The organism is Dactylosporangium siamense, assembly GCF_016862795.1.
In the GTDB taxonomy this organism is placed as follows: Bacteria; Actinomycetota; Actinomycetes; order Mycobacteriales; family Micromonosporaceae; genus Dactylosporangium; species Dactylosporangium siamense.
The window spans coordinates 21,655-34,183 of sequence record NZ_BONQ01000018.1 but is presented as its reverse complement, the minus strand read 5'-3'; the positions used below and the strand labels follow the sequence as shown (position 1 = coordinate 34,183).

Sequence of the window (12,529 nt, the reverse complement as noted above, 5' to 3'; positions counted from 1 at the left end):
TTCACAGATTGACTTTTGTCGAACCTACAAAGTCGCCGGCCACCCCGTCAAGAGAGCGCTCTCAATGGTGGACGGCGCGCCGCACGTGGTGCTTGCGGGCCCGCACCGCGAGGTCGATCAGCGAGCCGAGGACGATCAGCCCGACGATCTCCTTGGCGGTCTGGTCGGTCAGGGCCGCCGTGAAGACCGGCCCCGCGCCGATGACCCAGGTGAGCACCGCGCACATGACCAGGCCGAGCCCGAGGGTGACATGGTGCAGCAGCGGGAACCACCGCCCCTTGACCACCAGCACCGCCTCGACGACCAGGCTGGCGACCAGCAGCGCGAGCAGGACCGGGCCGCGCACCCGCAGGAAGTCCCCGTCATAGGCGAACGCCTCGCGCAGCGCCGGCTCGGCCGCCTCCCCGGCGAGCGGCACGATCACGCGGGCGGGATCCAGCAGCACCAACGTGCCGAGGATGTAGAACGCGAGCCCGGCCGCCCGGCCCAGCCGGTTGATCCGGTCGGTGGGCACCGGCCGAGGCTGCCAACCGGTGTCCGGACGGCGACGGCGGGCCCACGCGGCGACGGCGAACCCGGCGAGGAGCAGGCCGAGCCACGCGAAGACGAACGGGAGCGCCTGCTGCCCGGCCCGCTCCAGGTCGCGCTGCGGGGCGGCCCGCTCGATCAGCTCGTGCAGCACGGCGGCGAACAGGATCAGCCCGGCCCCGCCCGCGGCGAGGGTGAGGAACCGGCGGGTGTCGGCCGGGTCGATGAGGGTCACCGGCGTGCCGTAGCGCGCCGCCACCTCGGCCGGGCGCCCGAAACCGGCCAGGAGCGCCCGGGCCGCCTCCGCCCGGTCGGGTGCCGCGGCGACCTCCTCGCTCAGCAGCTGCCGCAGCTCCAGTGCCACGTCGCGGCGCTGGGCGCGGGGCAGGAGACCGACCACCTCGGCCACGTAGCCGTCGATCAGCTCGTCAGCGGTCATCGCACCGTTCGCCTTCCAGGAGAAGATCCATGGCCGTGTTGAGGCCCCGCCAGGTGGCGGTGAGCCCTTCGAACAGCTCCGCGCCGTCGGCGCTGAGCTCGTAGTAGCGCCGGGGCGGGCCCTCGGCGGTGCGCCACTCGCTGCGCAGCACGCCCTGCGCCTCGAGCCGGCGCAGCAGCGGGTAGAGGGTGCCCTCCTCGATCGACAGCCCTCGCTCCACGAGGGACTGCCGCAGCTCGTAGCCATAGCGCAGCGTCCGCAGCTGCGACAGCACCGCGAGCACGAGGACCCCGCGACGCAGCTCCTGCTCGAGCTTGTCCGCGGCACCGCTTACCATGTGGCACACAGTACTGTATGACGCACAGTGCTTCAACGCCCATTTTTCATGATCCGGAAGACCTCGTGCGCTCCTGGCCGCACAAGGCCTTCCGGATCACGGCGGGCGTCAGATGCGGAAGCGGCCCACGGCCTGCTGCAGGTCGGCGGCGAGGCCGTTGAGCTCCGCCACCGTCGCGTCGACCTCGCTCAGGGTCGCCGTCGTGGTGTCCGCGGCGTCGGCGACCCCGGCGATGTTCCCGGCGATGTTCGCCGCGCCGTGGGCGGCGTCGCCGACGCTGCGGCTCATCTCGCTCGTCGTCGCGGTCTGCTCCTCGACCGCCGAGGCGATGGTGAGCTGGTAGTCGTTGATGCGCGCGATGATCCGGCTGATCTCGCCGATCGCGCCGACCGCGTTGGCGGTGTCCGACTGGATCGCCTCGACCCGGCGGGAGATGTCCTCGGTGGCCCGGGCGGTCTCCTGCGCGAGGTCCTTCACCTCGCTCGCGACGACCGCGAAGCCCTTGCCCGCCGCACCCGCGCGGGCCGCCTCGATCGTGGCGTTGAGGGCCAGGAGGTTCGTCTGCTCGGCGATCGAGGTGATCACCTTGACCACGTTGCCGATCTCGGTCGAGGAGTCGCCGAGCTTCGACACGGTCCGGTTCGTCGACTCGGCCACGCCGACCGCCTCCGAGGCGACCCGTGCGGCGTCGTTGGCGTTCTGCGCGATCTCGCGGATCGACGCGCCCATCTCCTCGGAGCCGGCCGCGACCGTCTGCACGTTGTGCGACACGGTGCCGGCGTCGCCGGCCACCACGTTGGCGCGGGACGCCGCCGCCTTGGCGCTGTCCGCGATGCGGGTCGTGACGCTGGTCAGCCGGCCGGTGCTGGCGCCGAGGGTGCCCGCGGCGGCGGCCAGGGTCTGCACGGTGCGCCCGACGCTCTCGTTGGCGCGGTTCATCGCGGCCGCCATCGAGCCGAGCTCGTCGCGGGCGTACACGTCGGCGCGCAGGGTCAGGTCACCGTCGGCGACGCCGCGCAGGGTGTCGGAGACCGACCGCAGCTGCTGGTTCATCCGCCGCGCGATGCCGAGCGCCAGGAGCAGCGCCAGGCCCAGCCCGGCCACGAGCGAGCCGATGGTCCAGTTCCGCGCGGTCGCGTAGTCGTCCGCGGCGGACTTCGCCATGGCCGCGGACTCGACGATCTCCTGCTGCTGCAGCTTCCCCAGGGCGGCGTTCATCTGCGCCTCCAGGCTCTGCCACAGCGTGTTCCTGGCGGCCGGGTCGGTCGGGACGGTGACGCCGGCCGCGGGCGTCTTCTGGAACACCACGACGTCGCGCAGGTTGCTGTAGTCGGTCCACGCCTTCGCGAAGTCGTTCAGCGCGGCCTCGCGGGTCGCCGAGCCGGCCAGCCGGGTCCGGTACTTCGCCACCGCCTCGTCGATCATCGCGTCGCCGCCGTCGATCGCCTGCACGGCCCGCGGGCCGAGGGTCGGGTCGTAGCTCGACCACGCGAACAGCGACTGGCCCCGGTAGTTCTCGCTGACGCCCTGCCGGATCACCACGAGCTGCTCGACGCTCTCCAGATGCCGGGACTTGAGGTGCCCGAGCCGGTCGTTGAGCTGCGACATGCTCGAGATCGACAGGACGCCGACGCCGACCGCGACCAGCGCGACCAGGGCGATGCCGATCAGGTTCTTCGTCCCGACGGACCGGTCGGCCACCCAGCCGACCAGTGCGCCACGACGGACCGTCACCTCGATGGGGTTCGTACCTGTGCTCATGTGCCGTCCTTGCCGCCCGGGCCGGAAAAACAGGGGTCCAACCGCCCCATCGGCCCGGCCGCGTCGCCGTTGAGAGAATCCGCCCGGAGCGAAATGTTTCACCCCGGCTCATGCGGGGAATCCCCCGCGACCCGCGCCGGCCCGGGTAGAGCGGCCCGGTGTCAGACGATCTTCGGCTCCTCACCCGCTACGAGCCCGTGTTCCGCTACACGGCGGGCGAACTGTTCCTGCCGACGTCCGTGGAGGGCTTCCTGGGCGCCGCCTCGCTCTGGCGCGCCGGCGGCTGTCTCGCCCCGGCCGGTGCCCTGGATCCCGACCGGCTCGCCGAACACGGCCGCCGGCTGCGGGGCGAGCCGCTGCACCTGCGGTTCGTGGATCGTCCGCTGCGCGGGCAGGCGTACCGGCGCTGGCGCCGCGAACTGGGCCCGGCGGCGTTCCGTCCGGGGGACCGCCTCGCCGCGGTCGGCCTGACGTCCCGGCTGGTCGACGCGGCGCTGCGCCTGTCGCTGCTCGTGCGCGGCACGGTGCCCGGCGGCACGCGGGCCGCGGCCCAGGTCCGCCACGCCGCGCGGCCGTCGCCCGAGGTCCACCCGTACTACGGCCGGGTCTCCCGCGACGGCGGCTACCTGGTCATGCAGTACTGGTACTTCTACGCCATGAACGACTGGCGCTCCACCTTCGGCGGCGTCAACGACCACGAGGCGGACTGGGAGCAGGTGACGGTCTTCGTCGCGGAGCCCGGCGGACCGCCCGCGTGGGTGGTGTTCTCCTCGCACGACAAACTGGGCCCCGAGCTGCGCCGCCGCTGGGACGACCCGGACCTCGAACGGGTCGGCGAGCATCCGGTCGTCTACGCGGGCGGCGGCTCGCACGCCGGTGCGTACGGCCCCGGCGACTACGTCACGACCGTGAGCTGGCCGTGGCTGGAGCGGGCCGGCGGCTGGTGGCACGCGGCGCGGCGGCTGGTCGCCGCGCCGACAGCGGCGGCCGGGCCGGGGTTCGGCCTGCCGTTCCTGGACTACCACCGCGGCGACGGCGCGGGCATCGGCGCCGGCGAACGGCACCCGTGGACGCCGGTCCTGATCGGCGACGACACCCCCTGGGTCCGCGACTACCGGGGGCTGTGGGGCCTGGACACCGAGGACCGCTTCGGCGGCGAGCGGGCGCCGGCCGGCCCCCGGTACGAGCGGGACGGCACCGTGCGGGCGTCCTGGGGGTACCCGGTCACCTGGGCCGGCCTGGACGCCGAGGGGCCGGACCCCGGCGCCGCCGCCGGCGCCCGCCGGCGCGAGGTCACCGCCCTCATCGCCCGGCGCCGCGGGCAGCTGCGCCGGCGGCGGGCCGCGGCGAGGGCCGCCGGCCGCGGCCCAGACCCGCGCGCCGACCCGGAGCTGGAGGCGCTGCAGGCGGAGCTGGTGGCCCTGCGGGACGGCGACCCGCCACCGCCGCCGGCGGCGCAGCCCGTCCACCGGCTGGCCGCGCGGCCCGACGCCCGGCGGCGCCGGTTCCTGGTGCTGTGGTCGGCGGCGTCGGCGTCGGTGGTGCTCGGCGGCGCCGCGCTGATCGTGCTCAACCCGCCGCTCGGCGTGTTCTGGTCCGTCGCCGCGCTGCTGGCCGGGCTCGTCGCGGTGGAGGCCGCGGCGCGGCGCAGGCTGCTGCGCCTCCTGCGCCGCGGCGTCATGACGGCGGTGGTCCTGCTCGCCGGCTGGACCCTGGTCGAGACCGCCGCCCGGCACTGGCGCGTCACCGTCGCCGCGCTGCTGGCCGCGGGCGCGGTCGCCCTGTGGGTCGCCAACCTCCGCGCCTGGCTCGCCCGCCGCTGACCACCTCGGGCGGACCGTCGCCGCGCTGCTGGCCGCGGGCGCGGTCGCCCTGTGGCTCGGGTGGACCGTTGCCGCGCTGCTGGCCGCGGGCGCGGTCGCCCTGTGGATCGCCAACCTCCGCGCCTGGCTCGCCCGCCGCTGACCACCTCGGGTGGGTGGTCAGGCCGCGACGGTGGCGGCGGCGTCAAGGGCGGCGGTCACCACCAGGGACTCGATCCCGCGCAGGCAGGTCTCCAGCATCGCCGGCGAGACCGCGGCCGTGTCGACCCGCCAGGTGAGCTCGACGGCCTCGGGGGCGGCGTCGACATGCAGGAAGCAGGTCGCGTCCCACTCGTTGGAGCTCGGCCCCCACCGCAGCTCGCTGCGCGGCAGCGCGGCGAGGATCCGGTCCGGCTCCGGCCGGCCCGGGGCCGGTGCCTGCGCGGCCGAGCGGCGGCGGTCGTTGAAGTAGCAGGCGGTGTCGAGCTCCACGCCGCGTTCGGCGCCGACCCGCTCGACCAGCGCCCACAGGTCGCGGGGGTGGTAGTAGGCGTGCATCCCGGCGGTGAGCTGGCTCTTGAAGGCGCGGGCGACGACGTCGTCGAACCCGCCGGCGCCCGCGTCGATGACCGCGAGCCCCGCCTGGGCCAGGTTGCTGACCGACGCCGCGAACCCGGGCCGGAACCGGTTGCTCACCACGATCCGGCACGCCCCGACCGGCTGGCCCGACAGGCGGCCGAGCAGCACGGCGTACGCGGCGAGCAGCACCGTGCCGGTGTGCACCTTGGCGCGCTCGGCGACCACGGCGAGGGCGAGCCGCGTCGCGGGTGAGGTGAGGGTCGCCTCGCACCACCGCTCGGGCTGCGGGGTCAGCGCCACCGGGAACCGGCGCGGCTCGATCGCCCGCAGGTGCTTCTCCCAGTACCGCAGCGACGCGTTGTGCTGCCGCAGCGCGGCGGTGCCACGCTGGGCGGCGGCGAGCTCCAGGGGCTGGACGCCGGCGACCGGGGCGAGGTGGCGGCCCGTGGCCAGGTCGAGGTTGGCGAGGTCGGCGATGAGCGCCTCGAAGCCGTAGCCGTCGATGACCATGTGGCAGTACAGGGCCACGAACCACAGGGCCCGGTCGGGGTCCGCGGCGTCGGCGACGACCGCCATCCGCACCGGCCAGTCGGTGTACGCGTCCCACGGCAGCGCCTCGAACCGGGCGCGGATGGCGGCGGCGAGGCGCTCGGGGTCGCCGTCGTCCTCGTGCACCTCGAGGGTGACCGCCCCGAACGAGGACAGGAGCTGCTTCGGGGGGCCGTCGCCGTCGGCGAGCAACCGGGTCCGCAGCGACTGGTGCCGGCTCATGATGAACCCGAGCGTGGTCGCCACGTCCCGGACGCTCGTGCCGGGCGCCAGGGGCATCGTGCCGCCGGCCCACTCGGTGGCCTCGACGACCTGCATCGAACGCCAGGCGGCGAATTGTCCCCAGGTCAGTTCCCCGACCCCGCTGCCGCCCCCTTCGAAGGGCACCGTAATACGCATGGTCACAGCGATTCCAGTTCTTTCGCCGAAACGGGATGGAACCTGCGCCGGCGCATTGTTGAACGGCGCCGGCGCAGTGCTGACTCCTAGAGCGAGCGAACGGCCTTCGGCATGGTCTTCCCCCTTTCGGCATGGCTGCCCGTCGATCCGCACCAGCGGAATCCGGGTGCTCCGGCAATGCCCGGGAGCCTAGCGTTCGCCGAGACAGGCACGGAAGGGCGCACGGATTGATCCGGCGTCAATTGTGGTCAATGTCCAGAATAATCGCACCGGAAGAGGGACCCAGCAAGGGGGATGAATAGTATTCAAGCATTGAACTCAATGCATGACTGTAACCAACCGTCGTCAATTTGGTCCGGTCCGGAGATTTCCGCATCACGGGGCGAAAAAGGACATGCCTACGCGGGTGGCGCGAGAGACCGCTTCAGGCGCGGGCCGGATGGTCGGCGGCCACGCTCTCCCCGACCAGGACCGTGAACATCTGCACCAGCTCGGGGGTCGTGCCGTTGTGCTCGACGAGATCCAGGACCTGGCCCGCGGCAACGGTTTCACCGCGACGGTGACCCGGGACGCCCGCGCGTTCACCGCCGCCAACCTGGCCCGCTACCGCGCGGTCGTCTTGCTCAACACCATCGGCGACGTGCTCGACCCGGCGCGGCAGGCGGCGTTCGAGGGGCACGTGACCGGCGTGGTCGAGGGCGACTGCGGCGCGACCGTCATCGGCAACTGCGAGAAGGTCACCCACAACGACGAGCCGGCGAGCCGATGTCCCTCACGGTCCTGCCCGACGGGCGGGTCCTGCACAACAACCACGGCGGCGAGATCCGCCTCTTCGACCCGGCGGCCGGCGCCAGCCCCGGTCTGCCAGCACGACGAGGACGTACACCACCAACGGCGTCTCCACGGCGAAGCTCACCGTGGCCGACTCCAGCGGCACGACGGCGGTGCTCACCCGCACCGTCACGGTCGGCGACACCGCGCCGGCGGTCACCGTCGTCGCGCCGGTCGCGGGCTCGTGCTTCACGTGGGGCGACGCCGTGCCGTTCACGGTCACCGACCCGGAGGACGGACCCGTCGACTGTTCGCGGGTGACGGTAAGTTTCGTGCTCGGCCACGACAGCCACGGCCACGGCCACGCGTCCACGACCGGCTGCACGGGTGTAGGGCGTCGAGGCCACCGTCAGCGGTGACACCGGCGGCGGGCAGCACCTGACCGGCTTCGACCCCGGCGACCACGTCGCGTTCGACCCGGTCAGCCTCGGCGGCGTCGGCACCGTCACGCTGCGGCACTCGCGTGGTTCGGCGGCGACCGCCGGCACCGCCCGCGCCACCGTCGAGCTGCGGCTCGACTCGCCGACCGGACCGGTCCTGGCGACCGCCACGCTGAACGCCACCACCGTCAACAAGGCCTGGACCAGCACCGCGGCCCCGGTGGGCCAACCGGCCGGGCAGCGGCGTCGCGTTTCCCGCACCACGGGGGCGCGGCGCCGCTGCCGCATACTGTCGTGACCATGGGAGGGCAGGGGCATGGCGACGATCGGTGACGTGGCACGGCAGGCGGGGGTGTCTCCGAGCACCGTGTCGTATGTCCTGAGCGGCAAGCGGACGATCTCGGAGGAGACCCGGCAGCGGGTGCTCGCCGCGGTCGAGGTGCTCGGCTACCACCCGCACGCCGGCGCCCGCGCCCTGGCCAGCAACCGGTCCAACGTCATCGCGCTGATCATGCCGCTCTACACCGGCCTGTACGTGCCGGTGCTGATGCAGTTCGTGATCTCGGTCGTGACGGCGGCGCGGCGCTTCGACCATGACGTGCTGCTGCTCACCCAGGACGAGGGCGAGCAGGGCCTGGAGCGGGTCGCCGCCAGTTCGCTCGCCGACGCGCTCATCGTGATGGACGTCGAGCTGCACGACCGGCGGCTGCCGCGGCTGCGCAGCCTCGGCCGGCCGTCGGTGCTCATCGGCTTCCCCGCCGACGCCGACGGGCTGACCTGCATCGACCTGGACTTCGCCGCGGCCGGCGCGGCCTGCGTGGATCACCTCGCGGACCTCGGCCACGCGTGTGTCGCGCTGGTCGGCTCGCCGCCGGAGGTCTACGAGCGGGAGCTGGGCTTCGCCAGCCGCACCGCCGCCGGGTTCGACGAGGCGCTGCGCCGGCGGGGGCTGCGGGGCACGACCGTGCCGTGCGAGCCGACCCCGGACGCGGTCCTGGAGACGGTCACGGGTCTGCTGCGCCGCCACCCCGACCTGACCGGCGTGGTGGTGCACAACGAGCCGACGGTGCCGCCGCTGCTGGACGCGTTCGCCGCGCTCGGGCTGCGGGTGCCGCGGGACGTGTCGGTGGTGGCGATCTGCCCCGACGAGGTCGCCGAGCGGGGCAAGCCGCGGCTCACGTCGGTGAGCATCCCGGCCGAGGAGGTCGGGCGGCTCGCGGTCGACCTGCTCATGGCGAAGCTCGACGGCCGGGCGGTGCCGGAGGCGACGCTGCTGCCGCCGGCGTTGACGGTGCGCGACAGCGCCGCCGCGGCCCGGAACACCCGGACCGGGTCGCGGCGGCGCTGATCCCACCCACCCCTTCAGGTCAGCCGCACGGTCACCTGGTCCACACCAGCGTCCACCTCGATGAGCACCCCGGCGGGGTCGGTGCTCGACGCGGGAGTGAGCCGGCCGGCGTCGACGGCCGCCACCGTCGTGACGCCGGCCAGCTGCACCCGCCAGCGCGCCGGCGAACTGCCGCGTCGGCGCGCCTCGACGGTCGTCCCGGCCCGGCGCACCGTGAAGGTGGTGTCGGGCCGGCCCCGCGGTGAAGGGATGTCCACGGTCGTGCCCGCGCCGTCGGGCAGCTCGTAGACCCGCAGGGTGACGCCGTCGGCGTAGGGGTAGTCGGGGCGGTCGTCGTGCGCGCCGAACGGCACGACCGAGCCGGGCCGGACGAGCACCGGCAGGTCGCCGATCCCGTACCGGCGGCGGATCCAGCCCGGCCCGGTCAGCACCTCCCCGCTGCGCAGGTCGGTCCACCGCCCCGCCGGCAGATAGAAGGTGACGTCGCCGGCGGCGCTGAACACCGGCGCGACGAGGATGCTGCCGCCGAGCAGGTACTGGCGGTCCAGGTGGGCGCAGGCGGGGTCGTCGGGGAACTCCAGCGCGAGGGGCCGCAGCACCGGCAGGCCCTCGCGGTGCGCGGTGACGGCGGCGCCGTACAGGTACGGCATCAGCCGCGCCTTGAGCCGGGTGTACTCGCGCAGCACGGCGACCGCCTCGTCGCCGAAGTGCCACGGCACTCGGTAGGACTCGTTGCCGTGCAGGCGGCTGTGCGAGGACAGCAGCCCGAACGGGATCCACCTGGTGAACACCGCCGGGTCGGGGGTGCCCTCGAACCCGCCGATGTCGTGGCTCCAGAACCCGAAGCCGGACCAGGCCAGGGACAGCCCGCCGCGCAGGCTCTCCGCCATCGACTCGAACGTGGCGGCGCAGTCGCCGCCCCAGTGCACCGGGAACTGCTGCCCGCCGGCGGTCGCGGACCGGGCGAACAGGACCGCCTCGCCGTCGCCGCGGTGCTCCCGCAGCACCTCGAAGACCGCCTCGTTGTACAGGTGGGTGTAGTAGTTGTGCATCCGCAGCGGGTCGGCGCCGTCGGCCCAGACCACGTCGGTCGGGATCCGCTCGCCGAAGTCGGACTTGAAGCAGTCGACGCCGAGGTCGAGCAGGCTCCTCAGCTTGCCCTGAAACCACGCTCGCGCCGCCGGGTCGGTGAAGTCGACCAGGCTCATCCCGGCCTGCCACTGGTCCCACTGCCACACGTCGCCGCCTTCCCGGCGGACCAGGTAACCCGCCGCGGCGCCCTCGTCGAACAGCGCGGAGCGCTGCGCGATGTACGGGTTGATCCACACGCAGATCCGCAGCCCCTTCGCCTTGAGGCGGGCGAGCATGCCGGCCGGGTCGGGGAAGGTCACCGGGTCCCACTCGAAGTCGCACCAGTGGAACTCGCGCATCCAGAACGTGTCGAAGTGGAACACCGACAGCGGCAGCCCGCGCTCCGCCATGCCGTCCACGATGGACGTCACGGTCGCCTCGTCGTAGGACGTGGTGAACGACGTGGACAGCCACAGCCCGAACGACCAGGCGGGCGGCAGCGCCGGGCGGCCGGTCAGCGCCGTGTACTTGCGCAGCACGTCGCGCGGCGTCGGGCCGTAGATGACCAGGTACGACAGGACCTGGCCGGGGACGCTGAACTGGACCCGCGACACGGCCTCGGAGCCGACCTCGAACGACACCGGGCCCGGGTCGTCGACGAAGACGCCGTAGCCCGCGCTGGTCAGGTAGAACGGCACGTTCTTGTACGCCTGCTCGCTGCTGGTGCCGCCGTCGGCGTTCCACACGTCGACCGTCTGGCCGTTCTTGACCACCGGTCCGAAGCGCTCGCCCAGGCCGTACACCACCTCACCGACGCCGAGGTTGAGCTGCTCGCGCAGGAAGTGCCCGTCCGGGGTGCGCAGCGCGGCGAGGGCCTTGGGCGCGCTGGTGGTGAGGATCCGCCCCTCGGCGAGGAAGTCGAGGCGCCACTGCCCGCCGAGGGAGAACCGGGCGCTCAGTGCGCCGGCGGTGAACGTGACGGCGTCGTCGTCGCGGGTCACCTTGCCGTCGGCGGCCGGGTCGGCGTCGAGGCGGAACCGGGGGCCGCGGACCCGGCCGCCGGTGTGCCGGCTGACCCGCACCGCGACGACGTCGGGCGCGGGGGTGGTGCACTCGACCGTGATCAGGGGCGTGTTGAGCGTGTCGCCCCGGCCGGTGACCCGCCGGGTCGGCGCGTAGACCGACAGGCTGTTCGCGCCGACCGCCACGTCATGGACGTGCACCGGGTACAGGGGGTGCACCCCGTCGCGCAGCTGCCAGTACCCGTCGCTGAACTTCATGCACTGCCCATCCCTGTCGAAGCGCTTCGACAGTCGACGCTACGAACCTGTTCCCTGACGTGTCAACCGGGTGCGGCCGCTGTCCAGGCGGGAGGATGAAACTTCCACGACACCTGCCACAATGCTTGTCGTGGCGGTTCCGGACGAGCAGTTCCTGGCGATGGTGGACGAGCTCGCCGAGGTCGAGCGGGCGCACGCCGCGGACTACACGTCGTTCAGCGTGCGCGGCAAGCGTTTCGGCTACTACTGGCCCCGCACCCACACCACCGGGTTGAAACAGACCATTTCCGAGCAGATCGCCCTCGTCGCCGAGCGCCCCGACGTGTTCGAGATCCAGTTCACGTCCGGCGGTTTCGGCTGGGTGGTCGTCTACCTGCAGAAGATCGACGCCGACGAGCTCGCCGAGCTGCTCTACGAGGCGTGGCAGCTGTCAGCACCCGAGTCGCTCGCCGAGGATCACCCGCTGAGGCGCTAGTCTGCGGGCATGTCACTCAGCGCGGAGTTCGACCAGGCCCAGATCGACGTCAAGCAGCTCGACCAGCGCCCCGCCAACGACGTCCTGCTGCGGCTCTACGCCCTGTACAAGCAGGGCACCCACGGCGACGCCGACGGCAAGCGGCCGGGCGTCTTCGACCTGGTGGGCCGGGCCAAGTACGACGCCTGGAAGGCCCTCGCCGGCACCGGCCAGGAGGACGCGCAGCGCCAGTACGTCGCCCTGGTGACCGAGCTGCGCGGCTAGCTCTTGTCCGGGCGCTGGGTCCGCTCGCCGAGGACCGTCGTGTACAGGGCCTCGCGCAGTGCCAGCTCGCGCGGGTCGTCCCAGAGGTGGAACCCGGCGCGGTTCATGGCGTAGGCGAACCCGACGCCGGTCTCCGGGTCGGCGAACCCGAACGACCCGCCCGCGCCGGGAGTGCCGAACGCCCGGTCGCCGGCGGCGCCGAAGCGCAGCCGCGGGAACGGTTTGACGTAGCCGAGCGAGAAGATCGTCGGCACCCGCAGCACCACGTCCCGCAGCCCGCCGCTCGGCGGCTCGGCCGGCCGGGCCAGGGCGTCCAGTGTGGACGGTGCGAGGCCGAGCGTGCCGCCGCCGGTGGCCGCGTCGCCGTAGGCGCGGGCGATGGCGCGGACCTCGCCGGTGCCGTTGGCGGCGGGCAGCTCCAGCCGGCGCACCTCGGGCAGGTTGTAGTTGCCGGTCTCCGACAGCACCTTCGGGTTGCCCAAGGTT

Annotated in this window: 13 protein-coding genes; 6 read left to right on the top strand and 7 right to left on the bottom strand. The window is 73.4% G+C overall.

Translation table 11 applies throughout. The features are described 5' to 3' along the window. Positions 1 to 61 precede the first annotated feature (61 nt). The 3 genes from Dsi01nite_RS05330 to Dsi01nite_RS05320 all read right to left on the bottom strand — a co-directional run bounded on the left by Dsi01nite_RS05330 (position 62) and on the right by Dsi01nite_RS05320 (position 3,065). Positions 62 to 967 (bottom strand): hypothetical protein, encoded by a 906-nt coding sequence (locus Dsi01nite_RS05330; protein WP_203844888.1) that lies wholly within the window; start codon positions 965 to 967, stop codon positions 62 to 64. Continuing rightward, entirely contained in the window at positions 957 to 1,304 is a 348-nt protein-coding gene (locus Dsi01nite_RS05325; protein WP_203844887.1) for a PadR family transcriptional regulator, read from the bottom strand. The genes Dsi01nite_RS05330 and Dsi01nite_RS05325 overlap by 11 nt, the downstream gene beginning before the upstream one ends. Before the next feature lie 108 nt (positions 1,305 to 1,412). After that, entirely contained in the window at positions 1,413 to 3,065 is a 1,653-nt protein-coding gene (locus tag Dsi01nite_RS05320; RefSeq protein ID WP_203844886.1) for a methyl-accepting chemotaxis protein, read from the bottom strand. A gap of 158 nt (positions 3,066 to 3,223) precedes the next feature. On the opposite strand from Dsi01nite_RS05320, the gene Dsi01nite_RS05315 reads away from it, so the two are divergent. Continuing rightward, the gene (locus tag Dsi01nite_RS05315; protein WP_203844885.1) at positions 3,224 to 4,888 is read left to right on the top strand and encodes a hypothetical protein; all 1,665 of its coding nucleotides are present in this window, start codon (positions 3,224 to 3,226) and stop codon (positions 4,886 to 4,888) included. A gap of 159 nt (positions 4,889 to 5,047) precedes the next feature. Here Dsi01nite_RS05315 and Dsi01nite_RS05310 read toward each other — a convergent pair whose 3' ends face one another. Beyond that, entirely contained in the window at positions 5,048 to 6,382 is a 1,335-nt protein-coding gene (locus tag Dsi01nite_RS05310; protein ID WP_203844884.1) for a condensation domain-containing protein, read from the bottom strand. A 436-nt stretch (positions 6,383 to 6,818) separates the two neighbouring features. After that, positions 6,819 to 7,073, bottom strand: coding sequence for a hypothetical protein (locus tag Dsi01nite_RS57120; RefSeq protein WP_239135712.1), 255 nt, complete (start codon positions 7,071 to 7,073; stop codon positions 6,819 to 6,821). Between Dsi01nite_RS57120 and Dsi01nite_RS05305 the strand changes: the two genes are divergently transcribed. Genes Dsi01nite_RS05305 through Dsi01nite_RS05295 form a run of 3 tightly spaced genes read left to right on the top strand, consistent with a single transcriptional unit; the run spans position 6,954 to position 8,953 of the window. Next, positions 6,954 to 7,607, top strand: a complete 654-nt coding sequence (locus Dsi01nite_RS05305) for a ThuA domain-containing protein (RefSeq protein ID WP_239135710.1) — start codon at positions 6,954 to 6,956, stop codon at positions 7,605 to 7,607. The two genes, Dsi01nite_RS57120 and Dsi01nite_RS05305, sit on opposite strands and share 120 nt — an antisense overlap. Continuing rightward, positions 7,604 to 7,903, top strand: coding sequence for a carbohydrate-binding protein (locus Dsi01nite_RS58840; protein WP_203844931.1), 300 nt, complete (start codon positions 7,604 to 7,606; stop codon positions 7,901 to 7,903). The genes Dsi01nite_RS05305 and Dsi01nite_RS58840 overlap by 4 nt, the downstream gene beginning before the upstream one ends. Before the next feature lie 18 nt (positions 7,904 to 7,921). Then, positions 7,922 to 8,953: a LacI family DNA-binding transcriptional regulator gene (locus tag Dsi01nite_RS05295; RefSeq protein ID WP_203844883.1), complete on the top strand. Its 1,032-nt coding sequence runs from the start codon at positions 7,922 to 7,924 to the stop codon at positions 8,951 to 8,953. 14 nt (positions 8,954 to 8,967) lie between these two features. On the opposite strand, the gene yicI is transcribed toward Dsi01nite_RS05295, so the two are convergent. Continuing rightward, a complete protein-coding gene (yicI, locus tag Dsi01nite_RS05290) occupies positions 8,968 to 11,304 on the bottom strand; it encodes an alpha-xylosidase (RefSeq protein WP_203844882.1) in 2,337 nt (778 codons plus the stop codon). Between the two features lie 130 nt (positions 11,305 to 11,434). On the opposite strand from yicI, the gene Dsi01nite_RS05285 reads away from it, so the two are divergent. Next, a complete protein-coding gene (locus Dsi01nite_RS05285) occupies positions 11,435 to 11,779 on the top strand; it encodes an MmcQ/YjbR family DNA-binding protein (protein WP_239135700.1) in 345 nt (114 codons plus the stop codon). Positions 11,780 to 11,788: 9 nt separating this feature from the next. Then, positions 11,789 to 12,043 carry an acyl-CoA-binding protein gene (locus Dsi01nite_RS05280; protein WP_203844880.1) on the top strand — a complete coding sequence of 85 codons (255 nt, stop codon included), beginning with the start codon at positions 11,789 to 11,791 and terminating at the stop codon, positions 12,041 to 12,043. On the opposite strand, the gene Dsi01nite_RS05275 is transcribed toward Dsi01nite_RS05280, so the two are convergent. Then, a complete protein-coding gene (locus Dsi01nite_RS05275) occupies positions 12,040 to 12,525 on the bottom strand; it encodes a serine hydrolase (RefSeq protein ID WP_203844879.1) in 486 nt (161 codons plus the stop codon). The genes Dsi01nite_RS05280 and Dsi01nite_RS05275 overlap by 4 nt on opposite strands. Positions 12,526 to 12,529: the final 4 nt, after the last annotated feature.

What these genes read in the sequence shown, in the direction of transcription:
- yicI (WP_203844882.1), bottom strand. Translation starts at nt 11,304, where the DNA reads ATGAAGTTCAGCGACGGGTACTGGCAGCTGCGCGACGGGGTGCACCCC.
- Dsi01nite_RS05320 (WP_203844886.1), bottom strand. Translation starts at nt 3,065, where the DNA reads ATGAGCACAGGTACGAACCCCATCGAGGTGACGGTCCGTCGTGGCGCA.
- Dsi01nite_RS05280 (WP_203844880.1), top strand. Translation starts at nt 11,789, where the DNA reads ATGTCACTCAGCGCGGAGTTCGACCAGGCCCAGATCGACGTCAAGCAG.
- Dsi01nite_RS05295 (WP_203844883.1), top strand. Translation starts at nt 7,922, where the DNA reads ATGGCGACGATCGGTGACGTGGCACGGCAGGCGGGGGTGTCTCCGAGC.
- Dsi01nite_RS05325 (WP_203844887.1), bottom strand. Translation starts at nt 1,304, where the DNA reads ATGGTAAGCGGTGCCGCGGACAAGCTCGAGCAGGAGCTGCGTCGCGGG.
- Dsi01nite_RS05330 (WP_203844888.1), bottom strand. Translation starts at nt 967, where the DNA reads ATGACCGCTGACGAGCTGATCGACGGCTACGTGGCCGAGGTGGTCGGT.